At 62.6% G+C, this 24937-nt stretch carries 25 protein-coding genes; 12 read left to right on the top strand and 13 right to left on the bottom strand.

Annotated features, from left to right (window positions below):
* Positions 1-46: 46 nt before the first annotated feature.
* Both uvrB and AAFM29_RS10245 read right to left on the bottom strand, forming a co-directional pair.
* The gene (uvrB, locus tag AAFM29_RS10250) at positions 47-2233 is read right to left on the bottom strand and encodes an excinuclease ABC subunit UvrB (protein WP_341712709.1); all 2187 of its coding nucleotides are present in this window, start codon (positions 2231-2233) and stop codon (positions 47-49) included.
* Positions 2234-2290: 57 nt separating this feature from the next.
* Complete coding sequence (locus AAFM29_RS10245; RefSeq protein ID WP_341712708.1) at positions 2291-2791, bottom strand: hypothetical protein; 501 nt, start codon at positions 2789-2791, stop codon at positions 2291-2293.
* A gap of 175 nt (positions 2792-2966) precedes the next feature.
* Here AAFM29_RS10245 and AAFM29_RS10240 point away from each other — a divergent pair, with 175 nt between their 5' ends.
* The 7 genes from AAFM29_RS10240 (at position 2967) to AAFM29_RS10210 (ending at position 9024) form a co-directional block, all read left to right on the top strand.
* Positions 2967-3509 (top strand): DUF3617 domain-containing protein, encoded by a 543-nt coding sequence (locus AAFM29_RS10240; RefSeq protein WP_341712707.1) that lies wholly within the window; start codon positions 2967-2969, stop codon positions 3507-3509.
* 91 nt (positions 3510-3600) lie between these two features.
* A complete protein-coding gene (locus AAFM29_RS10235) occupies positions 3601-4368 on the top strand; it encodes an alpha/beta fold hydrolase (RefSeq protein WP_341712706.1) in 768 nt (255 codons plus the stop codon).
* A 65-nt stretch (positions 4369-4433) separates the two neighbouring features.
* Complete coding sequence (locus AAFM29_RS10230; protein WP_341712705.1) at positions 4434-5861, top strand: circularly permuted type 2 ATP-grasp protein; 1428 nt, start codon at positions 4434-4436, stop codon at positions 5859-5861.
* Positions 5862-5877: 16 nt separating this feature from the next.
* A complete protein-coding gene (locus tag AAFM29_RS10225) occupies positions 5878-6822 on the top strand; it encodes an alpha-E domain-containing protein (protein WP_341712704.1) in 945 nt (314 codons plus the stop codon).
* A complete protein-coding gene (locus AAFM29_RS10220; protein ID WP_341712703.1) occupies positions 6822-7640 on the top strand; it encodes a transglutaminase family protein in 819 nt (272 codons plus the stop codon). The genes AAFM29_RS10225 and AAFM29_RS10220 overlap by 1 nt, the downstream gene beginning before the upstream one ends.
* A gap of 19 nt (positions 7641-7659) precedes the next feature.
* Positions 7660-8409 carry a proteasome-type protease gene (locus AAFM29_RS10215; RefSeq protein WP_341712702.1) on the top strand — a complete coding sequence of 250 codons (750 nt, stop codon included), beginning with the start codon at positions 7660-7662 and terminating at the stop codon, positions 8407-8409.
* Between the two features lie 90 nt (positions 8410-8499).
* On the top strand, positions 8500-9024 hold the full coding sequence (locus tag AAFM29_RS10210) for a hypothetical protein (RefSeq protein WP_341712701.1): 525 nt from the start codon (positions 8500-8502) through the stop codon (positions 9022-9024).
* 22 nt (positions 9025-9046) lie between these two features.
* Here the strand turns inward: AAFM29_RS10210 and AAFM29_RS10205 are convergent, their stop codons facing one another.
* Genes AAFM29_RS10205 through typA form a run of 6 tightly spaced genes read right to left on the bottom strand, consistent with a single transcriptional unit; the run spans position 9047 to position 14963 of the window.
* Positions 9047-9715 carry an extensin family protein gene (locus AAFM29_RS10205; protein ID WP_341712700.1) on the bottom strand — a complete coding sequence of 223 codons (669 nt, stop codon included), beginning with the start codon at positions 9713-9715 and terminating at the stop codon, positions 9047-9049.
* A 50-nt stretch (positions 9716-9765) separates the two neighbouring features.
* Positions 9766-10137: a VOC family protein gene (locus AAFM29_RS10200; RefSeq protein ID WP_341712699.1), complete on the bottom strand. Its 372-nt coding sequence runs from the start codon at positions 10135-10137 to the stop codon at positions 9766-9768.
* Positions 10138-10140: 3 nt separating this feature from the next.
* Positions 10141-11619 (bottom strand): sodium/proline symporter PutP, encoded by a 1479-nt coding sequence (gene putP / locus AAFM29_RS10195; protein ID WP_341712698.1) that lies wholly within the window; start codon positions 11617-11619, stop codon positions 10141-10143.
* 60 nt (positions 11620-11679) lie between these two features.
* The gene (locus AAFM29_RS10190; RefSeq protein ID WP_341712697.1) at positions 11680-12156 is read right to left on the bottom strand and encodes a MaoC family dehydratase; all 477 of its coding nucleotides are present in this window, start codon (positions 12154-12156) and stop codon (positions 11680-11682) included.
* A gap of 46 nt (positions 12157-12202) precedes the next feature.
* Entirely contained in the window at positions 12203-13093 is an 891-nt protein-coding gene (locus tag AAFM29_RS10185; RefSeq protein ID WP_341712696.1) for a sulfotransferase, read from the bottom strand.
* Between the two features lie 52 nt (positions 13094-13145).
* The gene (typA, locus tag AAFM29_RS10180) at positions 13146-14963 is read right to left on the bottom strand and encodes a translational GTPase TypA (RefSeq protein ID WP_341712695.1); all 1818 of its coding nucleotides are present in this window, start codon (positions 14961-14963) and stop codon (positions 13146-13148) included.
* Between the two features lie 258 nt (positions 14964-15221).
* Here typA and AAFM29_RS10175 point away from each other — a divergent pair, with 258 nt between their 5' ends.
* Positions 15222-17813 carry a TonB-dependent receptor domain-containing protein gene (locus AAFM29_RS10175; RefSeq protein ID WP_341712694.1) on the top strand — a complete coding sequence of 864 codons (2592 nt, stop codon included), beginning with the start codon at positions 15222-15224 and terminating at the stop codon, positions 17811-17813.
* Between the two features lie 112 nt (positions 17814-17925).
* Here the strand turns inward: AAFM29_RS10175 and AAFM29_RS10170 are convergent, their stop codons facing one another.
* Complete coding sequence (locus AAFM29_RS10170) at positions 17926-20448, bottom strand: FtsX-like permease family protein (protein WP_341712693.1); 2523 nt, start codon at positions 20446-20448, stop codon at positions 17926-17928.
* On the bottom strand, positions 20445-21134 hold the full coding sequence (locus AAFM29_RS10165) for an ABC transporter ATP-binding protein (RefSeq protein ID WP_341712692.1): 690 nt from the start codon (positions 21132-21134) through the stop codon (positions 20445-20447). The genes AAFM29_RS10170 and AAFM29_RS10165 overlap by 4 nt, the downstream gene beginning before the upstream one ends.
* A 47-nt stretch (positions 21135-21181) precedes the next feature.
* Between AAFM29_RS10165 and AAFM29_RS10160 the strand changes: the two genes are divergently transcribed.
* Positions 21182-21883: an arylesterase gene (locus AAFM29_RS10160; protein ID WP_341712691.1), complete on the top strand. Its 702-nt coding sequence runs from the start codon at positions 21182-21184 to the stop codon at positions 21881-21883.
* Here AAFM29_RS10160 and recF read toward each other — a convergent pair.
* Positions 21880-22959, bottom strand: coding sequence for a DNA replication/repair protein RecF (gene recF, locus AAFM29_RS10155; protein WP_341712690.1), 1080 nt, complete (start codon positions 22957-22959; stop codon positions 21880-21882). The two genes, AAFM29_RS10160 and recF, sit on opposite strands and share 4 nt — an antisense overlap.
* Positions 22960-23191: 232 nt before the next feature.
* Here recF and AAFM29_RS10150 point away from each other — a divergent pair, with 232 nt between their 5' ends.
* Genes AAFM29_RS10150 through AAFM29_RS10145 form a run of 3 tightly spaced genes read left to right on the top strand, consistent with a single transcriptional unit; the run spans position 23192 to position 23683 of the window.
* Positions 23192-23311 carry a recombination protein F gene (locus AAFM29_RS10150; protein WP_341712689.1) on the top strand — a complete coding sequence of 40 codons (120 nt, stop codon included), beginning with the start codon at positions 23192-23194 and terminating at the stop codon, positions 23309-23311.
* A gap of 37 nt (positions 23312-23348) precedes the next feature.
* Positions 23349-23465 carry a recombination protein F gene (locus AAFM29_RS18090; protein ID WP_371830733.1) on the top strand — a complete coding sequence of 39 codons (117 nt, stop codon included), beginning with the start codon at positions 23349-23351 and terminating at the stop codon, positions 23463-23465.
* Positions 23462-23683 (top strand): PspC domain-containing protein, encoded by a 222-nt coding sequence (locus AAFM29_RS10145; RefSeq protein ID WP_173212303.1) that lies wholly within the window; start codon positions 23462-23464, stop codon positions 23681-23683. The genes AAFM29_RS18090 and AAFM29_RS10145 overlap by 4 nt, the downstream gene beginning before the upstream one ends.
* A 92-nt stretch (positions 23684-23775) precedes the next feature.
* Here AAFM29_RS10145 and AAFM29_RS10140 read toward each other — a convergent pair whose 3' ends face one another.
* On the bottom strand, positions 23776-24558 hold the full coding sequence (locus AAFM29_RS10140) for an SDR family oxidoreductase (protein ID WP_341712688.1): 783 nt from the start codon (positions 24556-24558) through the stop codon (positions 23776-23778).
* Positions 24559-24560: 2 nt separating this feature from the next.
* On the bottom strand, positions 24561-24937 hold a 377-nt coding region (locus AAFM29_RS10135; RefSeq protein ID WP_341712687.1), incomplete at its 5' end, for an NUDIX hydrolase.

The raw sequence follows: 24937 nt of genomic DNA, 5'->3' as shown, positions 1-24937 counted from the left end.
GAAAAAAATGATTTTCTTGGGAACACTCACAATTCCTGCCCTTGGCTTAGCGTCCGAATTTCCGCTGAACTTTGCCATATCGCATCTTGCGTGTCCCGGGTTTGCCCTCGTTCGAGCGTCCAACGCGAGGTGCAGCTTTTTCTGCGTCGGCGAGCCCGAGTTCGTCATTCTCCAATCGACGTATCTCGTCGCGCAGGCGGCCTGCCTCCTCGAACTCGAGATCGGCGGCGGCGGCACGCATGCGCTTCTCCAGATCCTCGATATAGGCCCGCAGATTGTGCCCAACCAGATTGTTGCGCTCATCGTCGCCGGTATCGACGGTAACGCCGTCCTGCGATGCTGTGTGCGCGACGATATCGGCAATCTGGCGCTTGATCGTTTGCGGCGTGATGCCGTGGGCCTCGTTGTACTCGCGCTGCTTCTCGCGTCGCCGTTCGGTCTCGGCAATCGCCCGCTCCATGCTTCCGGTAATGCGATCGGCATAAAGGATTACCCGCCCATCCACATTGCGCGCGGCGCGGCCGATGGTCTGGATCAGCGAGGTTTCGGAACGCAGGAAGCCTTCCTTGTCGGCGTCGAGGATGCAAACCAGGCCGCATTCGGGAATGTCGAGACCTTCGCGCAGCAGGTTGATGCCGACCAGCACGTCATAGACGCCCAGCCGCAGGTCGCGGATCAGTTCGATACGTTCGAGCGTCTCGACGTCGGAGTGCATGTAGCGCACCCGCACACCCGCCTCGTGCATGAATTCGGTCAGGTCTTCCGCCATCCGCTTGGTCAGCGTAGTGACCAGGGTGCGATAGCCCTTGGCGGCGGTCGCCTTGCACTCCTCGATGCAATCCTGGACCTGGTCCTCGACCGGCTTGATCTCGACCGGCGGGTCGATCAGTCCCGTTGGCCGGATGACCTGTTCGGCGAAGACGCCGCCAGCCTGTTCCATCTCCCATGGGCCCGGCGTTGCCGACACCGCAATGGTCTGCGGGCGCATCGCGTCCCATTCGTTGAAGCGCAGCGGGCGGTTGTCGATGCAACTGGGGAGGCGAAAGCCGTACTCCGCCAGCGTAATTTTTCGACGGTGGTCCCCGCGCGCCATCGCGCCGACCTGCGGCACCGTCTGGTGGCTTTCATCAACGAACAGCAGCGCGTTGTCAGGCAAATATTCGAACAGCGTTGGCGGCGGTTCGCCCGGCAGGCGACCGGTGAGGAAGCGACTGTAATTCTCGATCCCTGCACATGAGCCTGTGGCGGCAATCATCTCGAGGTCGAAATTGGTGCGCTGCTCCAGGCGCTGGGCCTCGAGCAACCGGCCTTCCTCATGCAGTTCCTTGAGCCGTTCCTGCAGCTCGAACTTGATCGCCTCCATCGCCTGCTTCATCGTTGGGCCGGGTGTGACGTAGTGCGAATTCGCGTAGATGCGCACTTTCTCCAGGCTCGCACCCTTCTTGCCGGTCAGCGGATCGAATTCGCTGATTTCCTCGATCTCGTCGCCGAAGAACGAGATGCGCCAGGCGACATCTTCATAGTGGCTCGGGAAGATCTCCAGACTGTCACCGCGCACGCGGAAATTGCCGCGCGCGAAGGCCGCGTCATTGCGCTTGTACTGCAAGGCGACGAGCTTGCGGATGATCTCGCGTTGGTCGACCGTATCGCCGGCCTTCAGGTCGAAGATCATCGCCGAATAGGTTTCGACCGAGCCAATACCGTAGAGGCAGGACACCGAGGCCACGATGATGACGTCGTCGCGTTCGAGCAGCGCGCGCGTGGCCGAATGTCGCATGCGGTCGATCGCCTCGTTCACCGAGCTTTCCTTCTCGATGTAGGTGTCTGATCGGGGCACATAGGCTTCCGGCTGGTAGTAATCGTAGTAGCTGACGAAATACTCGACCGCGTTCTCCGGGAAGAAGCTCTTGAATTCGCCATAGAGCTGCGCGGCGAGGATCTTGTTCGGGGCGAGGATGAGCGCGGGGCGCTGCATTTCCTCGATCACCTTGGCCATGGTGAATGTCTTGCCCGAGCCGGTAACGCCGAGCAGGACTTGCGTTTGATCACCCTCTTTCGCCGCGGAGACCAGTTCGGCAATGGCGGTCGGCTGGTCGCCTGAAGGCGAATAGTCGCTGACCAGCTTGAAAGGCCGGCCACCCATTGATTTGTCGGGGCGCGCGGGCTTGTGCGGGACGAATGACCCGGAGGTATCGGGTTCCTCCAGCCCGCGACGGATAACGAGTTCGGCCATGGATTGGTGTATGGGGGTTTTGGTTTTGTTCCGCAATGGCGGATAGGGTCGATGACGCTAACCCTCGCGTCCTTCGCGCCACAGGATTGGTGCCAGGGTGATGAAGCCCAGTGCCAGGGCCACGCTGGTGGTGCGGAATATCGCCGGTTCGCCGCTGGCACCGGCAACCAGCGCCAACACCGCCGTCCCCACCCAGATCAGCGCCGGCCGGCGATAATCTGGGAGACGCAGGAGAGGCAGCGCCGCAATCCCCAGCGCAAGCACGAATACGGCGGAACCGAGTTGGTAGAAATCGATCCCGAAGGCAGTCTTATCCGGGCCGACGATGCTTGCCACGCCCGCGATCGCCAGCAGCAGCGGCAAGAGAGCCGCCCAGCCGAGCCGGGGCGTCAGAACGCCAACCATCGCGACCAACGCGGTCAGGAAGGCGATGTCGACTGCGCCATAGAGCGCCTCGAGAGCGGGGTTGTTCGGAACGTAAGGAACGATCTGGGCCGTGATCTCCAGGATCCCGGCGGCGAATGCAGAAATTGCGCCCAAACGGGCAAGGCGGTCCATGGTTCTCTCCATTTTGCGCGAGGCGATGGGCCGATTCGCGCCTGGTCTTGCTAACCTGTGCAACCTCAACCCCGATTGAGGTCAAGCGCCTTGCGCCGCCAGCGCGATTTTGTCGCCTTGCGGTTCATCCCCGCGCTGCTAGCCTCGCGGCAATAGATCCAGAAGGAGTTCCACAATGCGCCGTATCGTTCTTGCCGCCATGTCCACACTTGCACTTGCTGGTTGCGGCAGCCCAAGCGCGGATGCCGACGGCGATGGGGAAATCACGATGTCGGAGGCGGTCGACAAGTCCAAGGAACTGGTGAAGCCCGAGCCGGGCAAATACCGCAACACTGTCCAACTGGTGAATCTCGAACTGCCTGGTGCGCCAAAGGACGTGCAGGACATGATGAAGCAGATGATGGGCAAGGAACCGCGCACCACCGAATATTGCCTGACCAAGGAAGAGGCCGAGAAAGGCTTCGAGGAAATGGCCAAGCAGGCCCAAGAAGACGAAGATTGCAGCTTCGAGAAGTTCGACGCGGAGGGCGGCAAGATCGACGCAATCATGAACTGCAAGGCCGACGGTAAGGGCACTGCACGGATGACCCTGCAAGGGACAGGCACCCGGACCTCGTCGCAAATGACCATGACGATCGATGCCAAGGGACCTGATGGCAACGCCATGATGATGACGATGAAATCGAACCAGGAACGTATCGGCGATTGCGACGGTTGATCGCCGCCCCAGGTGTTTCGGTTCCGCGACCGGAAAATGACCGCGAAATTTTCAGGACCCGTTCACGGGGTTCGCGCATTATTACGCCGTGATGGCAACGTTACCGTTTAAAGACACAGCGATCATCGATCGCGCCGAGCTGGCCCGGCGCTGGGCATTGGCGGCGGAGGCGCATCCAGAAGATGCGCGTGGGCCGCGCCTTCCCTTGTTGCTGCGCGAATTCCTGTGGCCATTCGAAATCCTCGTTCGCCAGTTCCGGCAACCCATGGCGGTGGCGCCTGCGCGCGAGCCGCAGACGGTCATGCTTTTGCCTGGATTCGGCGCGCACCCGATCCGCATGCGCTGGATGGCGCGCCAGCTTGAGCGGGCAGGGCACCGGACCAAGCGGTGGGGGCTTGGTGTCAACCTGGGAGCCACCGCAGACCGCTTTGCGCAGGTGGAAGAGCGATTGGTGTCGTTGTTCGAACGCGAGGAGCGGCCGATCACGCTGGTCGGATGGAGCCTGGGCGGCGTCATGGCGCGCGAACTGGCCAAGGTGCATCCGGAAATGGTCGCGAAGGTCGTTACGCTGGGTTCGCCCTTTTCTGGATCTCCGAGAGCGAACAATGGCTGGCGTGCCTACCAGGCCATCGCCGGCCATCGCGTTGACGAGCCCGAGATCGAAACAGTGATTGCGGACAAGCCCCCGGTTGAAACCGTGGCAATCTGGAGCCCGCGCGACGGGGTGGTCCACCCCCGTTCGGCCTGTGGCAAGCCGGGCGAAAGGGACCGTGCGATCGCCGTTCGCTGCTCGCATATGGGCATGGTTCTGACCCATCAGGCAGTTGCGGCCGTGTTGACGGAGCTTGACCGCACCTAACTCCATGTGTTCCTGTGTGCAGGTGCGGAATCACTGCTGCACCTGCACCTGGCTCCAGGGGGACAATGACCGGCAACGGCGGATATTTTGACGAGATGCACAACGCCGACGGCAGCGTGCGCGAAGCCTACTCCGATTACTGCCGCTGGTTCCAGGAACAGAAAACCAGCCTGCTCAAGCGCAAGCATGCCGAAGCAGAAACCAATTTCCGCAAGACCGGGATCACCTTCAACGTCTACGGCCAGGACGAGGCCGAAGAGCGCTTGATCCCTTTCGACATGGTCCCGCGGGTGATCACGGCGGCTGAGTGGCGGCGCCTGACCAAGGGGATCGAGCAACGCGTGCGGGCGCTCAATGCCTTTATGCACGACCTCTATCATCGCCAGGAGATTATTCGCGCCGGCCGCATTCCGGAACGGCTGTTCCGCGACAACGCGGCGTGGCTGCCCAACATGGTTGGCTTCAGGCCCCCGGGTGGGGTCTACACGCACATCGTCGGCATCGACTTGGTGCGCACCGGCCCTGACGAATTCTTCGTGCTGGAAGACAATGCCCGAACGCCATCGGGCGTGAGCTACATGCTCGAAAATCGCGAAACGATGATGGCGATGTTCCCCGAACTGTTCATGCGGATGGGTATCGAGAGCGTCTCCGACTACCCGCGCCGGCTGGCCAAGAGCCTTGCCGCCTGCGCGCCATCCTGCACCGATGGCAAACCGGTCGTGGCGGTGCTGACACCCGGGATCTACAATTCCGCCTATTTCGAACACGCCTTCCTCGCCGACCAGATGGGCGCCGAACTGGTCGAGGGAACCGACCTGCGGGTGGTCGACGGCCGCGTGGCCATGCGCACCACATCGGGCTACCAGCCGGTCGATGTGATCTACCGCAGGGTCGATGACGACTACCTCGATCCGCTTACCTTCAACGAGGACAGCGTGTTGGGCGTGCCCGGCATCATGGACGTCTATCGCGCGGGCAAGGTGACGATTGCCAACGCCCCCGGCACCGGGGTGGCGGATGACAAGGCGATCTATTCCTTCATGCCCGAAATCGTCGAATTCTATACCGGCGAAAAACCGCTGTTGCCCAATGTCGAAACCCACCGCTGTGCCGAAGAAGAAGCCCGCAAATACGTGCTCGACAATCTCGCCGAGCTGGTGGTCAAGGAAGTCCATGGCTCGGGTGGTTATGGGATGTTGATCGGGCCGACCTCGTCGAAGAAGACGATCGAGGAATTTCGCAAGAAGATCATCGCGCGGCCCGAAAATTACATTGCCCAGCCGACCTTGGCGCTTTCGACCTGCCCAATCTTCACTCGGCAAGGGCTCGCTCCGCGGCACGTAGATCTGCGTCCCTTCGTGCTGGTGTCGCCCGACCGGATCGACATTACCCCGGGTGGATTGACGCGGGTTGCGCTCAAGCAAGGGTCGCTGGTGGTCAATTCCTCGCAAGGTGGAGGCACCAAGGACACTTGGGTGCTGAAGGACTGATGGTGGGGAGGCGCACTTGCTAGGCCGTACCGCCAATGGGCTGTTCTGGATGTTCCGCTATCTGGAACGGTCCGAAAATACGGCGCGCCTGCTCGACGCCGGCCTGCGGATGGCGCTCACGCGCGATATCGCAACCGCCGAAGAGGAGTGGCGATCGGTCCTCGCGACAACCGGACAGCGTGCCGGTTATGAGGCGAAGAACGGCACCTACACCGGCATGCAGGCCTGGAACTACATCCTGCGTGACAGGGATAATCCCAAATCGGTCCTCGCGATGTTCGGCCAGGTCCGCCACAATGCCCGGCTGGTGCGCAATGCGATCACCACCGAATTGTGGGAGGCGATCAACGAAAGCTGGCTGCTGATGAAGGAACAGCTTGCTCGCCCGGTCGGAGAAAATCGTGTGCTCGAAACCGTGGCAACCGTCAGGCGGGCGGGAACCCTGGCACATGGCGCAATGGCCGGATCGATGCTGCGCGAGGAAGGCTATCATTTCGCGCGCGCCGGCACCTTTATCGAACGGGCGGACAGCGTCGCTCGCATACTCGACGTCAAATACTACCTGCTGCTGCCCTCGTTGTCCTATGTCGGGTCGAGCCTCGATACGGGGCAATGGGACCAGGTCTTGCGATCGGTATCGGGAGATCGCGCATTCCGCTGGCTCAACGCCGGACAGATCGACGCACGCGGTATTTGCGAGTTTCTGATCCTAGACGATCGGTTCCCGCGCAGCCTTGCCTTCTGCCATGCCGCTTTGCGCGAAAACTTGGCCGCGCTGGCACGGCTTCATGGGGAAGAGGGTGAATGCCACGCGCTGATGCGCGACGCCGATACCCGCCTGTCGAGCCTGGGAATCGACGAGATATTCGACCAGGGGCTGCACGAATTCCTGGTCGATTTCATGTCCTGCAATGCTGCGATCGCCGATGCGATCGCGCATGATTACCGGTTCCTTGCCTGATGCGCCTATCGATCCGCCACACCACGCGTTATCATTTCGATGCCCCGGTGGTGCACGCTTTGCAGCGGTTGCGGCTGACGCCCAAGGAAACCCAAGGGCAGGAAATCCTCGACTGGACGATGGAATACGAGAATGCTCACGCCGAACTGACCTACGAGGATCAGAACCACAACACCGTGACATTGATCTCGGTCGAAAGGGGCGCGCAGGACGTTACGGTCACTTGCCATGGCACGGTCGATACCCACGACCATGCGGGTGTGATCGGAAGACACGCAGGCCATCTGCCTTTGTGGAGCTTTTGCGGCCAAACGCCGCTGACGCGTCCGGGTCCGGGCATGCGCCGTTTGGCGCGCGAGATGGGCGACGGTGACGGCGACAGGATCGAACTGCTTCATCGCCTTTCCGGCGCGATCCTGGAGCATGTTTCCTATCAGACGGGTTCAACCCATGCGCGAACCACGGCGGAAGAGGCATTCACACTCGGTGCCGGCGTGTGCCAGGATCACGCCCATATCTTCATCGGAATTGCCCGCCTGCTGGGAATACCGGCGCGCTATGTCAGCGGCTATTTGATGATGAATGATCGCGTGCAGCAGGATGCAGGCCATGCCTGGACAGAAGCCTTCGTCGAAGGTCTCGGCTGGGTTGGCTTTGACGTATCCAACGGCATCAGTCCCGATGCCCGTTACGTTCGGGTTGCGACCGGACGCGATTACCGGGATGCGGCACCGGTCACCGGGATCAGCTTCGGGACTGCCTCGACCGTGCTCAAGGTGGACGTGGCGGTCGAACAGAAGCAAGTGCAGCAGCAATAGCTGCTTGGGAAGCGATTCGATGACCTATTGCGTGGGAATGGTGCTCGATCAGGGGCTTGTGTTGATGAGCGACACGCGCACCAATTCGGGCGTCGATAACATCTCCACCTTCCGCAAGATGTTCACCTGGTCGGTGCCGGGCGAACGGATCATCACGCTGCTGACGGCGGGTAACCTAGCCTCGACGCAGGCGGTGATCAGCCAACTCGAAGAGCGAACCAAGGAGCCTGACGAACGCTTCAACGTGCTGCTGGAAAGCCCCACCATGTTCCAGGTGGCGACCGAGGTTGGGCGGCTCCTGCGCTCGACGATCACCGATAGCCAGGGTGCCAATGGCGAAAGGGGGCAGGGGCGCTTCACCGCTTCGATCATCGTTGCCGGGCAGATCGCCGGCATGGAGCCGCGCCTGTTCATGGTCTACCCGGAAGGAAACTTCATCGAGGCGAGCCATGACACCCCTTTCTTCCAGATCGGTGAAACGAAGTATGGCCGACCCATCATCCTGCGTGGCTATGATCGGTCGATGAGTCTCGAAGATGGCGTGAAGCTGCTGATGGTAAGCTTTGACTCCACGCTCAAGGCGAACCTTTCCGTCGGCCTCCCGCTCGATCTACAGGTCATCGAGCGCGACAGCTTCGCCCCCACCCATCAGCATCGCGTGACGGCCGAGGATCCCTATTTCCAGGCGATTTCGTCCAACTGGGGGGATGCGTTGAAGAACGCATTTCATTCGCTTCCCGACTACACCTTCCATCGCGACGAGGGATAGGGTCGCCCAAGTGCTGCGGGTCAGGCGTTAACTCGCTATACGTATTGGCACGAATTTCGAATTGCGGCGAATTGCGGCAAACTCCTGCTCATGGAACAGGCCCAGACCCTGCATATCGTCGGTGGTTCGATCCATGCCCGGGCAGACCAGGTTCACCTGTGCTTCCAGTTGGGGTTCGATTGCGAAATCTATGCCGATATCGCCGAACTGGTGGTGCGTGCTCCCGATGCCGGCATCATCCTGGCGTTTGACGACTCTGACATGGGCGGAGTGGCGCAGGTCCTGCGCATACTTGCGGTTGAAGGGATATGGCTGCCGGTGGTCGGAACGTCGTTCGAACCGCGGCCATCCTGCGTGGCGCAGGCCATCAAGGCTGGCGCACTCGATTATCTTCGCCTGCCACTGAATGAAGAGCGTCTGGCGGTAACGGTGAAACAGGTTGCAATGGAAGCGGATGCCTATGCTGCCTGGCGCTGCCGGTCGGCCGGAGCGATGGCGCATCGTCAGACGGTGCCTCGGCCCCGCACGGAGACCCCACGCCACGGTCTGGTTCCATTTCCGCGACCGGAACCCCAAACCCGTTTCGCCCATCGGTTGCGCGTCCATACTGGCTGATGAATCGGGGCGCACCCCCGACCTATCGACAGTAGGAATTGCCGCCGAATTCCAGATGGAAGTGATTGCGGTGCGCCGCATTGTAGTCCGGGCCGAGGACGGTGCCGAAACGCTTGCACGCACTCTGGTGCACCGTCCGCAGGAACTCGCGTTCTTTAGCCGATGCATTCCAGCCATCGAGTACCGAGATTCTCCGGCCGTCCTCGAGCACGAAGGCGGCAATGTCGATCGCCTCGGCCCGAGCGTGTGCTGAAAGGCGCACGGTTCCGGCGACATTGCGGCAGGAATAGCTGCCCATGGTCTCGATCCGGGAGAGCGGGCTACCCATGATCTGCCTTGCTGCGCGATCGACACCGAAACGTGCCCAGCTTGCAAGCGTATTGGCTGCGGGGCAGGCAAGCGGCCCCAGATTGGTTACCGCGAACTCACCCCTGTCGCCGCCGATGCGGTCGAGCTTGACCGCATTGAGCGCCGAACAGCCTGCGCCATAGAACTTGTCGGGCAAGGGGGCAAAACTGGATCCGGTCTTGCCGAGTTCGGCCTGGCACTGCTGCGCTTCCGGCCGCATTTGCGCGACCATCGGGACGCCGGCCTCCCGATTGACCCGGCGCGGCTCTCGGCTTTCAGGTACAGCGCCGCATCCCGCCACCAACAGGAGGAGAGGAAGGGTCAGGGCGGGATGCGGTCGCATGCCCGGATCTTTCCTCAACATGGTTAACTTTTCCCTAATGACGCATTGGCCTAGTCGGGCGCTGCGACCTGTTGCCACAGCTCGATCTTCACCCCGTCAGGATCGAGCAACCAGGCAAATTTCCCGTAGCCTTCGTCGGTGCTGTCGAGCACCTCGACGCCCTTGGCCGCGAGTTGGGTGAGGAAGGTATCGAGATCATCCACCCGCAGGTTGATCATGAACTCCCCACGACCGGGCTTGATGTACGCATCGTCGGTGAAATGGCTGATCAGCGAATAGGGCCTGTCGCAAGTTTCCTCCGACCAGTTCATCTGCGGACCATAGTCGCCGTCAATGCCGAGAACCTCGCGGTACCATGCCCGCGTCGCTGCGGGATCCTTCACGACGTAGAATACGCCGCCAAGCCCGGTAATCTTGGCCATGCCTCAGCTCCCTTGCAATACGGCGTCCTGTGCGGTGGCCTTGCTCACCACTACGATGGCAAGCCACGCTGCGATGAAGCCGGGGACGATTTCGTAGAGCCCGCCGTCTAAGCCCGGCAGTGCAGCATTCCAGCCCAGCGCGATCCATGCGGCAACGACCGTCGCCCCCGTCACCAGTCCGGCGACTGCGCCGGCGCCGGTCATCCGGTTCCAGGTCAGGGACAGCAGGATCAGCGGCCCGAAGGCAGCGCCAAATCCGGCCCAGGCGTTGGAAACCAGCGCCAGGACACCGCTGCCAGGGTCCCTGGCAATCGCGATTGCGACCAGCGCCACCAATGCAACGCAGATGCGACCAACATTGACGCTCTCGCGTTCTCCGGCCTGCTTGCGCAGGAACAGTTTGTAGAAGTCCTCCGTCAGCGAGGAAGAAGCCACCAGCAGTTGCGAGCTGATCGTAGACATGACCGCCGCCAGCAGCGCAGCGAGCAGGAAGCCCGTGACCAGCGGGTGGAACAACAGGTTGGCGAGGACGATGAAGATTGTCTCAGGATCGTCAACGACCAGTCCATTGCGTTCAACATAGGCGCGGCCGGCAAGCCCGATGCCGAGGGCCCCGACCAGTGCAACGCCCATCCAGGCCATGCCGATGTTCCTCGCAGTAGCCACTTCCCTGATCGACCGGACGGCCATGAAGCGCACGATGATATGCGGCTGGCCGAAATAACCGAGACCCCATGTTACGGCACTGATGAAGCCCAGCGCCGTGAGGCCTTGGGTCAGGCTTAGGAAGCCCGGCACCGGTACCTCCGCCAGCGATCCGCCGGCACTACCGCCGGGGCCAAACATCACGACCAGGGGCATGACCACCAGGGCAGTGACCATGATCAGGCCTTGTACGAAATCGGTCAGGCTGACGGCAAGGAACCCGCCCACCATGGTGTAGGCGAGAACCACGAGAGCGGTGATCCAGATGCCGAGCATATAGTCGCTCATTCCGAGGTCGGGGAACGCCCCGGCAAAGCTGGTCTCGAACAGCTTGCCGCCCGCGACGAGACCCGACGCGGTATAGACCGAGAAAAACAGCACCACGATCAGCGCCGAGACGATCCGCAGCGCCACCGCCTTGTCGGGAAAGCGGTTGGCGAGGAATTCGGGGATGGTCAGTGCGTTTCCGAGTTCCTCGGTTTGCTTGCGCAGGCGGGGTGCGACGACGATCCCGTTGACCAGCGCGCCTGCGAAAAGCCCAATCCCGATCCATGCTTCGACCAGGCCACTGACATAGAGCGCGCCGGGGAGGCCAAGCAGCAGCCAGCCGCTCATATCGCTGGCGCCTGCCGACAAGGCCGCTACTGCCGGAGGCAGATTGCGTCCAGCGAGGAGGTATCCTTCGGAACTGTCGGTCGATTTGCTCCAGGCGTAGGCGCCGATAGCGAGCATCAGGATAAAGTAGAGTGCGAGCGAAATCAAAATACCTGTCTGCATGGCGGCACAGCTAACAGGGCGATACCACGCTGGCTAGGGCAGCGGACTGGCGGAGGCGTGCTAGAGCTTGAGCAGGTAGACGTGTTCGCCGTCGAGCACGCGCGCGCCGCGCTGGTTGTCGACCGTTGCGCGCATGGTGACGACCCCCGTCGTACGTTGCGGCTTGAGTTCGGATATCTCAAGGCAGGGATAGAGCGTGTCGCCGGGGTAGGCGCTCTTGAGGATCCGCGCGCGGACTTCGATCATGCCGACCAGGCATTCACCCACCACATGTGGAAAGGTTCCTGCTCCGGCCGCTGTGAAGCACAGCACCTGCAACCCATGTGCCAGCGGCCCGGGGTGCCCCAGTGCGCGGCAGTACTCTGCATCATAGTGGATTGGATGGTTGTCGAGGCTGACGGCCTGAAAGGCTGCGAAATTTCCATCGCCCAATGTGCGCGAAGGAAGCGGGAAGCGTTCGCCCACGGCAAGGTCCCAAAAGCCGCGCTGCGGCATCAGCCGATTGGTTTCGTAAACCGGGGGAAGGGGTGAGGTCATGCTTCGAACCTATCGCCAGGGTGAGACCGTGGCAACGCGCGGCGACTCAGGCTTGGTCTCCCTTCTGTCGGGCTGTCGCTTCGGCGTCGGTTGAGTAGCCGAACTCGGCGGGGTCGAGCAGCGTGCGTGCGCGGTCCTGGACGTCCCGGTTCCAGCTGCGCCATGCGCCGTGCGAAGGGACGATATCCCTCTGGCCCCTGAGAACAGGGTCTTCGAGACCGAAATTGTGCTTCTTCTGCCCGAATTCGAGCATGTCCGGATGCCACTCCAGCCCTAGTGCAGCGAGGGCGGGTGCGAGTTCAGCCTCGGGATTGGTACAAAGCGCGCCATATTCGACTGAGGCGCAGCGTTCGGGGTAAGCGGCCTCGAACCTAGCCATAGCTTCTAGCGAGTTCCTGACATGGACCAGCGCAGCATCGAGAAGATCGGGTGTGTCGTTGAAGCGCCAGCCCCGGGCGGCGATCGAGAAGGCCGAGTCCCACGGATGCCTCCGGATCATCAGGTAGCGGTTACGCTGCGCAAACAGGTGATCGATCGCATCGAGATGGAACACATATTGCGGGGTCTTGTCGGCCCATAGCTTCTTGCCCCGCGCGATCCGCAAGGCTTCATGCAGTTCCGATGCCTTGCGTTCGAGATCGGCACGGGCCTGTTCGGCATTGAAGCCCAGGCCCAAATAGCCCGCCAGCACCTCATCGTCCCGTGCCATCCGGGCATAGTCCGCGATGAAGAAGCTTTCAGGCGGGCAGGAGATATCGGGATGCGAGTTGAGCATCCTGCGCAGCAGGGACGTGCCCGAACGATGCGGTCCGACCACGAATAGCGGGTGCTCGCAGCGCGGATGATCGGCCAGCACGACCGGGCGGTCCTGCACCACCAGGCGCGGCCTGCCGATGTAGGTCTTCACCCGATTCCAGTACCAGCGCAGCTTGCTCATGGCATGGCTATGGCGGACCCGGTGCGGCCCGCCAAGCCGAGTTTCGTGTTGTTCAGTCGCCCTTGCGCTTGGCGCGCTTGCGTTCATGCGGGTCGAGGATCGCCTTGCGCAGACGGATGCTCTGCGGGGTGACCTCGACCATCTCGTCGTCGTCGATATAGGCGATCGCCTGCTCCAGCGTCATCACCTTGGGTGGGGTCAGGCGGATGGCGTCGTCCTTGCCGGTCGAACGGAAGTTCGTCAGCTGCTTCGACTTCATCGGGTTGACTTCGAGATCGTCGGGCTTGGCGTTTTCGCCGATGATCATGCCTTCGTAGATCTTCGCGCCGCCCCCGATAAACAGGATGCCGCGTTCCTCCAGAGCGTTGAGCGCATAGGGAACAGCCTCACCCGGGACCATCGAGATCAACACGCCGTTCTGGCGGCCTTCGATCGGACCCTTGTGGGCGCCATATTTCTCGAACAGGCGGTTCATGATGCCCGTTCCGCGCGTGTCCGAGAGGAACTCGCCGTGGTAACCAATCAGGCCACGCGACGGGGCGGAAAAGGTGATGCGGGTCTTGCCCTGGCCCGACGGGCGCATCTCGGTCAGCTCAGCCTTGCGGCGCTGCATCTTCTCGACCACCGTGCCCGAATGCTCGTCATCGACGTCGATGACGACGGTTTCGAATGGCTCCATGCGCTGGCCATTCTCTTCGCGGAACAGCACGCGCGGGCGGCTGATGCCCAGCTCGAAGCCTTCGCGGCGCATGGTCTCGATCAACACGCCGAGCTGCAATTCGCCGCGACCGGCAACTTCGAAGCTGTCCTTGTCGGCGCTCTCGGTGATACGGATCGCCACGTTGGTTTCCGCCTCGCGGAACAGCCGATCGCGGATCATGCGGCTGGTAACCTTGCTGCCCTCGCGTCCGGCGAGCGGGCTGTCATTGACCGCAAAGCGCATCGCCAGTGTCGGCGGATCGATCGGCTGAGCCTGGATCGGCTCGGTCACTGCGGGGTCGGCGATGGTGTTGGCCACGGTCGCCTTTTCGAGGCCGGCTATGGCGATGATGTCACCTGCTTCGGCGCGCTCGACGGGAACGCGCTCAAGGCCGTCGAAGCTAAGCAGCTTGGTTGCACGGCCCACCTCGATCACCTTGCCCTCGGCATCGAGCGCGCGGATCGGATCGTTGATGTTGACCGTGCCCGATTGGACGCGGCCGGTCAGCACGCGGCCCATGAAATTGTCGCGGTCGAGCAGCGTTGCGAGGAAGCTGAAGGGACCGTTGGGGTCGAGGCCGGGAGCGGGGACATGATCGACGATCAGCTGGAACAGCGGATTGAGGTCGCCGCTGCGTGCGGTTTCATCATTGCTCGCATAGCCGTCACGGCCTGAGGCCCAGAGTGAAGGAAAATCGAGCTGATCGTCGTTAGCATCGAGGCTGGCGAAAAGGTCGAAACACTCGTCGAGCACTTCCTGCGGGCGAGCGTCGGAGCGGTCGATCTTGTTGACCACGACGATCGGGCGCAGGCCAAGGGCCAACGCCTTGCCAGTCACGAACTTGGTCTGCGGCATCGGGCCTTCAGCGCTGTCGACCAGCAGGATAACGCCGTCGACCATGCTGAGAATGCGCTCAACCTCTGCGCCGAAATCGGCGTGGCCGGGCGTATCGACGATGTTGATGCGCGTGCCGTTCCATTCGACGCTGGTGCATTTGGCGAGAATCGTGATCCCGCGTTCCTTTTCCAAGTCGTTCGAATCCATCGCGCGCTCTTCCACGCGCTGGTTTTCGCGGAACGTGCCCGACTGACGAAAAAGTTGATCGACGAGAGTGGTCTTGCCGTGGTCGACGTGGGCGATAATCGCCACGTTGCGCAGGTCGCGGGACATGGAAATGTGCTTTCGTTCAGGATGCCGTAGCGGCAGCCGCAAGTCGGGCGCCGCGCTTCGGGCGCGCCCCTAGCCGATATGCTGCATTGCGGCAAGCGGTTGCGGTGTAACGCCAAAGGCACACTCGTCGAACGAGCTTAGTAGCTTGTCGGCTAAGTCCTTGAGGGGGCAGGCTGGCCCGCATATTCGCCGCGCGCTTGCGTGTCTCCTTTAACTGCGCGGCAGAAAAGAACACGTCTTGTGAGAAGAGGACCCTTCATGAAATGCACTAGTTTCGGCCGTACCGCGACCGTTCGTACCGCTATGCTTGCCGGCGTCGCAGCGCTGGCCATCCCGACTGCTGCTTTTGCCCAGGACGCCGACGTCGAAGATCAGGACGAAGACGTCGAAGTCAGCAACGTCATCATCGTTACGGCAACCAAGCGCGAGCAGACACTCCAGGAAACGCCGATCTCGGTTTCGGTCACCACTGGGGAAACGCTTGAGCAGGCGCAGATTCGCGACGTGCTGGACCTCCAGACCGTGGCGCCCTCGCTGCGTGTCAGCCAGCTGCAGAATTCGTCTTCGTCGACCTTCATCATCCGTGGCTTCGGCAACGGCGACAACAATTTCGGCATCGAACCCTCAGTCGGTGTCTTCATCGATGGCGTCTTCCGCTCACGCTCGGCTTCGTCGCTCAACGACCTTGCCAACGTCCAGCGCATCGAAGTGCTCAACGGCCCGCAGTCGACCCTGTTCGGCAAGAACGCCTCGGCCGGTGTGATTTCGGTCATCACGCGCGCACCGCAGTTCGAATTCGGCGGTTCGATCGAGGCCAGCTACGGCAATTACGACAACATCCAGATCAAGGGCGACATCACCGGCCCGATCACCGACACGGTCGCCTTCTCGGTCGACGGCAGCTACAACAAGCGCGATGGGTATGGCACGATCGTCAACCTCGACGAGGATATCAACGACCGTGACCGCTGGACCGCGCGCGGCCAACTGCTGTTCGAACCGGCCGGCAACCTTCGCATTCGTGCTATCGCCGACTATTCGAAGATCGACGAAAGCTGCTGCGTCGTCAGCACGCTCGTCGCCGGTCCGACCGCGCTTGCGGTGGTTGGCGTTGGCGGCCAGCTCAGCACCGACTTCTTCAGCTACGAAAGCTATCTGAACAAGGTTCCGGTCAACAAGGTCGAAAACTACGGCGGGTCGCTTCAGGCCGATCTCGAATTCGGTGCGCTTTCGCTAACTTCGATCACTGCCTATCGCGAACTGAAGAACTACGTCGATCAGGACGTCGACTTCACCAGTGCCGATATCGTGAACGAAATTCGCGATCAAAAGGTCGAAACCTTCACCCAGGAACTTCGCCTCAGCTCGGATTTCGACGGACCGTTGAACTTCCTGCTCGGTGGTTTCTTCTTCGATGAGAAGGTCAAGCAGGACAGCAGCCTGACCACAGGTGCCGATGGCCGCGCGTTCTTCTCGCTGCTCGCTGGCAATCCGCAGGTCTTCAATGGCGTGGAAGCCGCGCTTGGCCTGCAGCAGGGCAGCATTTTCTCGCCGGGGCTGCTGACCACCGAAGACTACTCGCTGGACAACACCTCGTGGTCGGTCTTCGGCACGGTCGATTTCGAACCGATCGAAGGCCTCGTCCTGACAGGTGGTTTCAACTACACCCACGACAAGAAGGACTTCGCCCTCACCGGCGTAGCCTACGATGAACTCGCGAACATCAACCTCGTCGATGCGTTCATCACCGGTGCGACCGGCGGTGCGGTGACCAGCCGCGCAGCGTTCCTGGCCTTGCCTGAAGCCAACCGCAACGTGCTGCAGGCGCTTGCCACGACGGCTTGCACGCCCACGTCTGCACAAGGGACATGCAACCCGCTTCTGGGCCTGACGCCGTTCCAGTTCCAGCCGCCGTTCCTCAGCATTCCGAATGCGGTTGAAGACGGCAGGACCCGGGACAATGACCTCAGCTATACGCTGCGGGCAGCCTACCAGTTCAGCGACAGCATCAACGGCTATGTCAGCTACGCTACCGGCTTCAAGGCGAGCTCGATCAACCTTTCGCGCGACAGCCGCCCGACCTTTGGCGATTACCGGCCGGGACCGGTCCGCTCGACCTTCCTTGCACCGTCTTCGCCGGTGCTCGATGCCGGGATCGCGGTTCCCAACCTCAACACCGGTTCGCGCTTCGCTGGTCCGGAAGACGCCGAGGTTTGGGAAATCGGCTTCAAGGGTGAGTGGGACGGCCTGAACGTCAACCTCGCGCTGTTCGACCAGACCCTGAAGGGCTTCCAGTCGTTCCTGTTCACCGGGACCGGCTTCCAGCTCAACAATGCCGGCGAACAGTCGGTGAAGGGCTTCGAACTCGACACCCGCATCCGGCCGGTCGATGGCCTGGTCTTCACCTTCGCGCTGACCTACCTCGATCCGAAGTACAACAGCTTCACCGATAGCCCGGTGGGCGACCTGTCGGGCGAGCGGCCGGGCGGTATTCCCGAGTACAACATTGCGACTTCGGCGACCTACACGCACGAATTCGGTGCCAGCGGGAACCGCCTCATCACTCGCGTGGACTTCAGCCACGAGAGCAATACCGATGTGAACAACGGGCTGCCGACCTTCAATGCTTCGCTGGGTAACACGCGTGTCTTCAAGCGCGAAGTGAACCTGGTCAATGCATCGATGACCCTGGCGCTCGACAGCGGTATCGAACTCGGTCTCTACGCCCGCAACCTGCTGGACGATGAATACATCCAGACAGTGTTCGATGGCGTTGCACAGTCGGGTACGGTTTCGGGTTACCCCAGCGCTCCGCGCACCTGGGGCGGCCTCGTCCGCTTCAAGTTCTGATCGCCAGGCGATCCGAGATGAAAGGGAAAGGGGGCCATCGGCCCCCTTTCTTTTTTCCGAGATGAGCTGTCAGGCGGTCGCATCCGCCCGAGACAGGGCGCTCGCGACGCTGTCAGAGCGCCCGCAGCGCCTGCGCAGGCTTGGCTCGCAGCAGCGGCAACGACGCGCCGAGCGCGAACGCCAACACGATAGCTAGCCCCAGCCCCAGGACCGCAAGCACTTGCCCCCAGTCGGGCAGCCAGTCGAACTCGAACAGCTGGGTGACCACCAGCCAGCCTGCAAAACTGCCCACCGCCAGCGCCACTACGGCGAGCGCGGCAGCGAGGATCGCATATTCGATCAGTTGCATAATTAGGATCTGCTGCCGGTCCGCGCCGAGCACGCGCAGGACGACCGTATCATAGGTTCTCGCGGCACGCGCGGCGGCAATGGCGCCGAGCAACACTGCCAATCCTGCGAGCACTGCAACGCTTGCTGCGGCGAGTGTGGCCAGCCCGACCTGTTCCAGGATCGTGCGTGCCTGGCTCAGCACGCCACCGACTTCGATCACCGAAGCAGACGGGAATGTGCGGACCAGGGCCTGGAGCAGGGGCCCAGTTGGTGTGCCTTGGGGCAGTTCGATCGTCGCCGCGAGATTGTGCGGCACGTCCTGCAGGGCGTTGGGACTGAGCACGAAGACGTAGTTGAACCCCATGCTTTCCCAGTCGATCCGGCGGAAACTGGAAATGCGGGCCTGTTTCTCCACGCCGAGGATGCCGAAGGTGAGCATGTCTCCGATCTCAAGGCCCGCGGCCTTGGCGAAATCCTCGTCGATCGAGACTTGCGGTTCGCCAGCATAGAACGGACCCCACCACTTCCCTTTGGTGATCGTGTTGCCCGGAGGGACCTCGTCGGCATAGGTCAGTCCGCGCTCGCCACGAAGCGCCCATGCCCCGTCGGGGATTTCCGCGAGGTCGGCCGTGCGTGTCATCCCCTCTTCGGGGCCGAAGGCGAGCACCGAGCCGCGTAGGGCCGGGACTGTCCGCCAGTTGGCCTTGGGATCGGCCTGCTGCACCAGTGTTTCGAACTCCGTCACGCGCTCGCGCGGGATATCGAGTACGAAATAGTCCGGCGCCCGTTCGGGCACGCGCTTGGTAATATTGCCATCCAGGGCCGATTGTACTGCGGCGAGCAGCACGAATGCCGATAGGCCAAATCCGAGCGCCGTCACTAGCGCGCCTGTCGAGCTTCCGGGGCGGTGCAGGTTGGCGAGCGCATTTCGCGCGATGGGGCTGCGGGGTCGTGGGAGCACGGCAGCCAGTTTGCGGATTGCCAGCCCAAGCAGTGCGAGGAAACCGAGCAGTACCGCCGCCCCCAAGAGGAATCCGCCTGAAAGCATCGGCTGGTCGGCGGTGAGAAGCGACAGCGCGACGATCGCTGCCAGTCCGCTTCCGACGACCAGTAGCGCAGCTCGGTCGCGGGCGAGCGGTGTGACACGCGCGCGCATCAGGGCCATGGCCGGGAAATTGCGTGCCCGCAGCAATGGTGGGGCGGCGAAGACCAGCGCCACCAGCAAGCCGTAGGCGAGGGCAAGCAGGAGAGCGGGTGGATCGACCACGAAGCCGGCCGATACTGGCAGCAAGCCATCGAGCGCCTGCGCCAACAGGGGAACGATGGCGATACCTGCGGCTATGCCCGCAAGGCTTCCCACCAGCGCGGCCGCCATGATCTGCAAGGCGTAGATGCGGGCGATATCGCCGCTCGTGGCGCCGAGTATCTTGAGCGTCGCGATTCCCTGCCTCCGGGCATCGAGGTATGAGGTGACCCCGCCGCCGATCCCGATCCCGGCGATCACCAGCGCTGCAAGGCCGACGAGCGTCAGGAATTCGCCCATTCGATCGACGAAGCGGTCGGTCCCGGGCGCAGCACGGTCGGCAGTGTCGATGTCGAACCCTGCATCGGGGAAACGGGCTTTCAGGGAGTCCTGCACCGCTTCGGGATCGCGGTTGCCACTGAATTTCACGCGGGTTTTCGACTGGTACATGGACCCTGGTGCGATCAGCCCGGCGCGCTGCGGCAGATCCTCCGAAACAATGATGGTAGGGCCGAGCTGGAAGCCTTCTCCAAGCCGGTCGGGTTCATCGGCGATGAAGCCGCCAACCCGCAGTTGTGCCGTCCCGATCAGGATTGAGTCGCCTAACTTCACACCAAGGCGGTCCGCCGCGCCCTGAGAGAGCCAGGCTTCGTCCCCATCGGGAGGGCCGACAGTCCGCCCGTCCTCGAGCGTCAATGTGCCAAAGAGAGGGTAGCTTTCGTCGACGGCTTTGAGCTCTATGGGGGCTGCCTGGTCGGCGAAGCGCGCCATTGCCTGCATCCGCGTTCCCGCGGAGACATCGCCATATTCGGCAAGTGCTGCGCGTTCTTCCTCGTTGAGAGAGCGTTGCCACAGCTCGACCTGCAGGTCGCCGCCAAGGAACTGGCGCCCGTTGGCTTCTAGTTCGCGCTCGATCGCTGCTGTGAGCGACCCGATGGCTGCCAGGGCTCCGGTGCCGAGGAACAGGCACACCAATAGCAGGCGTAATCCGCGGAACCGCGCGTTGAGGTCGCGGCGGGCGATCCGCCAGGCGGTCGACCAGCTCATCGCGGTGCTGCTCATCCGCGACGATCGCTCGCGATGCGGCCATCGCCAAGCGTCAGGACCCGCTCGCAATGCTCTGCCAGTTCGGGATCATGGGTAATGACCAGCAAGGTAGCGCCCGTTTCGGCGCGGCGGGCGAATAGCAGTTCGACGATCTCATGCCCGGTTGCGGCATCGAGGTTGCCGGTCGGCTCGTCGGCAAAAATCAGGTCGGGGCGTGGGGCGATGGCGCGGGCGATGGCGACGCGCTGTTGCTCGCCGCCCGAAAGTTGCTGCGGGTAATGGTCGAGCCGATGGCCGAGGCCGACGGCCTCCAACTCGGCACGGGCGCGGGCCTGCGCGTCGGGTTCGCCCGCCAGTTCCATGGGTGTCGCCACGTTTTCGAGCGCGGTCATGGTCGGCAACAAGTGAAAAGCCTGCAGCACGATGCCGATACGGCCGCGCCGGGCGTGGGCCAGTGCATCCTCGCCCATTGCGGCAAAGTCCTGTCCGGCCACCTGCAACGAGCCCCCGCTGGCGCGCTCCAATCCGCAGAGTACCGCCATCAGCGAGCTCTTGCCCGAGCCGGAAGGGCCGAGCAGCGCAACGGTCTCTCCGCGGGTGATGTCGAGATCGATCCCGCGCAGGATTTCGACCGGGGCCTCTGCCGTCCCGAGTGTGAGGGTGAGCGAGCGGGCGGAAATAGCGGCTTGAGAAGTGGTCACACCACTGCGATGGCATGGGGTATGAGGTTGCACAAGGAAACTTGCCGATGATCGCCAGCCGTTGGTCGATAGTGTCTGTTGCTCTGCTGCTCGTTTCCTGCGGGGGTGGGGTAGACGATGCGGCGGTGACCGAAGCGCCGGAGGCTGAAGCCGCCGCGCCCGTGCGGATCGAGGTCGCGGGGCCAGAGCGCCACATCCTCGCTTTCGGCGACAGCCTGTTCGCGGGCTATGGCGTGGGCTTGACTCATTCCTATCCGACCAAGCTTGAAGCTGCGTTGCGCAAGCAGGGCATCAACGCGATCATCACCAATGCGGCTGTCTCCGGCGAGACCAGTGCCGCCGGCGCCAAGCGCTTTGCCTTCGCGCTCGACGGGCAACGAGTGAAGCCCGACCTGATTATTATCGAGCTGGGCGGCAATGACATGCTGCGCGGCCTGCAACCCAGTGAGACCCGTGCCAACTTTACCGCCATGCTGGCCGAGGCGAAGTCGCGGGGGATCCCTGTGCTGCTCATGGGCATGCGTGCACCGCCCAATTACGGGCCCGAATACCAGGCGGAGTTTGACGGACTCTACGGCGATCTCGCCAAGCAGTATGGGGCCAAGCTGGTGCCGTTCTGGCTCGAGGCAATCTATGACAAGCCGCAGCTTTTCCAGCAGGACAGGATACACCCTACGATTGAAGGCATAGACCTCTTGGTAGAGGACACGCTCGAAGAGGTAGAGGCTGCCTTGCCTCCGGCAGGCTAAACCCGCTCCACGCAACCGCCGGCGACGCGCCAGGTGGCGGCTTCGCTCGCAACGCTTTCGAACGGCGCAAGTTCAGTGCCGGTCATCCATACCTGCGCCCCGCTGCTCCGCAGCTGGTCGAACAGCGCGGCGCGGCGCACCGGATCGAGATGCGCGGCGACTTCATCGAGCAGCAGCAGGCTGGCGCGACCCTGCGCGGCGAGGGCGGCATGGGCGAGCGTCATCGCCACCAGCATGGCCTTTTGCTCCCCGGTCGAACTTTGCGCGGCGGGCACGCGCTTGGCGGCGTGGATCACGTCGAGCTCGTCACGGTGCGGACCGGATAGCGTACGCTGGGCCGCGCGATCGCGACGGCGTCCGTCGTAGAGTGCCTGCGACAGGCCGCCTTCGTGCTCCGGCGCGCCGGGCATGTAGGTGAGGGCGGGGCGGGCAAAGGGTTCGGCAGGCATCTGAGCCAGGCGCACGGCGAGTGCTTCGACCAGTCGTGCGCGACCAGCCATCAGTGCGCTGCCGTGTTCGATCATCTGCGCCTCGATCGCGTCGAGCCAGCTCGGATCGGGTTCGCGCTGGTCGGAAAGCAGGCGATTGCGTTCGCGCAGGGCCGCTTCGTAGCGCGTCGAATGCAGCGCGTGGGCGGGATCGAGCGCGAGCGCCAGCCGGTCCATGTAGCGCCGCCGGTCGCCCGCCGATCCAGTGAAGAGGCCGTCCATCGCGGGGGTAAGCCAGGTGACCGCCAGCCACTCTGCCAAGGCCGCTGCTGTAGCTTCGGCGCTGTTGATTCGCACGCGTCGGCGGCCCGGGCTGGCCAGCTCGAGATAAGTGCCGAGACGCACCGGCTCGCCTTCCTGCATCAAGTCCGCACCGATGGTGAACCCAGCGGTACTGCCTGAACGGGCCATTTCACCCAATGCTGCCCTGCGCAACCCGCGGCCCGGTGCGAGCAACGACAAGGCTTCGAGCACATTGGTCTTTCCCGCTCCGTTCTCGCCCACCAGCAGGTTGAAACGCGCCGTGCCCGAAAGCTCGGTCGCGGCGTGATTGCGAAAGTCAGACAGGGTGATGCGATCGAGCGCCATGGGACGGGTGGATCGATAGCGCGCAAGGCCCTGTGTCGCCACTCGAAAGACGGAAATCTAAATGTTGGGAAAAAATCCCAACCTTTCGGATCGATGAATGAACTCGGATCAGTGGGTTCAGCTAAAAACGGCGGAATTCTGCCGTTTTTCAAGTTTGGCACGCCTCATGCAATCTATGAGACATCACCCGGATGGTCCGGGAGACCAACACCAAGGTTCAAGGAGTACCACAATGTCTGCTTTCGATTATGCCAGCAACCGCGCCCTCGCCGCCGTCTTCGCCCTGGGCATCTCGGCCCTCTGCATGGCCGCCGCGATCGTCCCCGCCAGCCCCGCCGTGTTCATCGCCTGATGCGCTGACCATTCGCACGAATACAAGGAAAGGACCTATGTTTACCTCTGAAACCAGCAGCAAGCTTACCGCCGCTGCCTTCTCGCTGGCCCTCTCGGTGATCTTTTTCGCCACGGCCATCGTCCCCGCCTCGCCGAATGGAGTCTGGGCATGAACGACCTCAAGTTCCGTGAAGACGACCGTGCCGTCCGTCCTGCCAAGAGCTTCGCGCTCGACCGCAACAACGGCAAGATCTGGGGTGTCTGCGCCGGCATCGCCCGTTACTTCGGGATCGACGCCACCTGGGTCCGCCTGGGCTTCGTCGCAGGGGCACTGCTCGGCTTCGGTAGCTTCATCCTGATCTACATTGCGATCGCGCTGATCGCAGACTGACCACGGCCCCGCGCCAACCGTCCCGGTTTTCGTGCCGGCCGTGGCTCACATCAAAGAAAACCGGGAGGGGCCGTCTGGCCCCTCTCTTGATTCTACATTGCCGAAATGCCGCCATCGAGCTTGAGCTCGGCACCGGTCATGAAGCGGCTCTCGTCGCTGGCCAGATAAACCACCGCATTGGCGATATCGTTGGGTTCGCCCACGAACTTGAGCGGGATCTGCCGCGCCAGCTTGTCCATCAGCACACCCTTGTCGAGATTGTGGTTGCGCGCCGTCCCGTCGAGGATCGGCGTGTCGACGAAGGTGGGGTGCACCGAATTGCAGCGGATCTGCATGTTCTTCTTCGCGCAGTGCAGCGCGATCGACTTGCTCAGCATCCAAACCGCCGCCTTCGAGGCGTTGTAGGCCGGCATGGTATCGCTGGCGATCAGCCCGGCGATGCTGGAAATGTTGATGATCGAACCGGGCGCATGCTCGCGCATCAGCGGCAAGGCCTTCTGGCAGCCGTGGAAGATCGAGTCGACATTGACCGAGAAGCAGCGCTGCCAGTCTTCGAATTTGCACGTTTCGATGTTGCCACCCACGCCGATGCCGGCGTTGTTGACCAGTACGTTGAGCCCGCCAATATTCTCGCGTGCCGCGTCAACCGCGGCCTCCCAAGCGGTGGGATCGGTCACGTCATGCTGGATCGCGAAGGCGGTGCCGGCGCCAAGCTGGGCGTTGATCTTCGCCGCGGTTTCTTCTGCGCCGGCGCCGTTGATATCGGTGCACAGGACCCGTGCCCCCTCTTCAGCCAGCCGCGTCGAATGCGCGCGCCCCAGGCCTTGCGCTGCGCCAGTTACCAGCGCGAGCTTGCCCGCACACCGTCCAGTCATTGTCACTCTCCTGCCAGAATTCCTTGTCCCAGCAGCAAGAGCATGCGCACGTCGATCCCGCAACCATCGTTGCGCTTCGCGGCGATAAAGTCCGGCAGGCGGTCCAGCGCGACGCGGTGGACGGTGATGCTCTCGCTTTCGGTCCCGCCGCCGTCGCCGACCTTGGTCAATCCGCGAGCGCGTACCAGCGTGAAGCTTTCGCTGACCATGCCGGGCGAGGAATAGAAACTGCCCATGTCTTCCAGCCTGGCGGCGCGATAACCGGTTTCTTCCTCCAGCTCGCGCCCGGCGGCGGCGAGCGGATCCTCGTCGGGCGTCTCGTCGTCGTCGCCGATCAGGCCTGCGGGCAGTTCCAGGCAATTGCGGCCCAGCGGTACGC

The sequence above is a fragment of the Erythrobacter sp. genome, from assembly GCF_038133525.1.
GTDB lineage: Bacteria > Pseudomonadota > Alphaproteobacteria > Sphingomonadales > Sphingomonadaceae > Qipengyuania.
The sequence above is the reverse complement of the archived record's forward strand: the minus strand, read 5'-3'. Positions and strand labels throughout refer to the sequence as shown.

Excerpts from the sequence above, each read along its gene's own strand:
- AAFM29_RS10145 (WP_173212303.1), top strand. The coding sequence starts at position 23,462 with ATGAACGACCTCAAGTTCCGTGAAGACGACCGTGCCGTCCGTCCTGCC.
- AAFM29_RS10170 (WP_341712693.1), bottom strand. The coding sequence starts at position 20,448 with ATGAGCAGCACCGCGATGAGCTGGTCGACCGCCTGGCGGATCGCCCGC.
- AAFM29_RS10160 (WP_341712691.1), top strand. The coding sequence starts at position 21,182 with ATGATCGCCAGCCGTTGGTCGATAGTGTCTGTTGCTCTGCTGCTCGTT.
- AAFM29_RS10140 (WP_341712688.1), bottom strand. The coding sequence starts at position 24,558 with ATGACTGGACGGTGTGCGGGCAAGCTCGCGCTGGTAACTGGCGCAGCG.
- AAFM29_RS10200 (WP_341712699.1), bottom strand. The coding sequence starts at position 10,137 with ATGGCCAAGATTACCGGGCTTGGCGGCGTATTCTACGTCGTGAAGGAT.
- AAFM29_RS18090 (WP_371830733.1), top strand. The coding sequence starts at position 23,349 with ATGTTTACCTCTGAAACCAGCAGCAAGCTTACCGCCGCTGCCTTCTCG.
- typA (WP_341712695.1), bottom strand. The coding sequence starts at position 14,963 with ATGTCCCGCGACCTGCGCAACGTGGCGATTATCGCCCACGTCGACCAC.
- AAFM29_RS10215 (WP_341712702.1), top strand. The coding sequence starts at position 7,660 with ATGACCTATTGCGTGGGAATGGTGCTCGATCAGGGGCTTGTGTTGATG.
- putP (WP_341712698.1), bottom strand. The coding sequence starts at position 11,619 with ATGCAGACAGGTATTTTGATTTCGCTCGCACTCTACTTTATCCTGATG.
- AAFM29_RS10205 (WP_341712700.1), bottom strand. The coding sequence starts at position 9,715 with ATGCGACCGCATCCCGCCCTGACCCTTCCTCTCCTCCTGTTGGTGGCG.
- AAFM29_RS10230 (WP_341712705.1), top strand. The coding sequence starts at position 4,434 with ATGACCGGCAACGGCGGATATTTTGACGAGATGCACAACGCCGACGGC.
- AAFM29_RS10235 (WP_341712706.1), top strand. The coding sequence starts at position 3,601 with ATGGCAACGTTACCGTTTAAAGACACAGCGATCATCGATCGCGCCGAG.
- AAFM29_RS10220 (WP_341712703.1), top strand. The coding sequence starts at position 6,822 with ATGCGCCTATCGATCCGCCACACCACGCGTTATCATTTCGATGCCCCG.
- AAFM29_RS10150 (WP_341712689.1), top strand. The coding sequence starts at position 23,192 with ATGTCTGCTTTCGATTATGCCAGCAACCGCGCCCTCGCCGCCGTCTTC.
- AAFM29_RS10240 (WP_341712707.1), top strand. The coding sequence starts at position 2,967 with ATGCGCCGTATCGTTCTTGCCGCCATGTCCACACTTGCACTTGCTGGT.
- AAFM29_RS10175 (WP_341712694.1), top strand. The coding sequence starts at position 15,222 with ATGAAATGCACTAGTTTCGGCCGTACCGCGACCGTTCGTACCGCTATG.
- AAFM29_RS10190 (WP_341712697.1), bottom strand. The coding sequence starts at position 12,156 with ATGACCTCACCCCTTCCCCCGGTTTACGAAACCAATCGGCTGATGCCG.
- AAFM29_RS10210 (WP_341712701.1), top strand. The coding sequence starts at position 8,500 with ATGGAACAGGCCCAGACCCTGCATATCGTCGGTGGTTCGATCCATGCC.
- AAFM29_RS10245 (WP_341712708.1), bottom strand. The coding sequence starts at position 2,791 with ATGGACCGCCTTGCCCGTTTGGGCGCAATTTCTGCATTCGCCGCCGGG.
- recF (WP_341712690.1), bottom strand. The coding sequence starts at position 22,959 with ATGGCGCTCGATCGCATCACCCTGTCTGACTTTCGCAATCACGCCGCG.
- uvrB (WP_341712709.1), bottom strand. The coding sequence starts at position 2,233 with ATGGCCGAACTCGTTATCCGTCGCGGGCTGGAGGAACCCGATACCTCC.
- AAFM29_RS10185 (WP_341712696.1), bottom strand. The coding sequence starts at position 13,093 with ATGAGCAAGCTGCGCTGGTACTGGAATCGGGTGAAGACCTACATCGGC.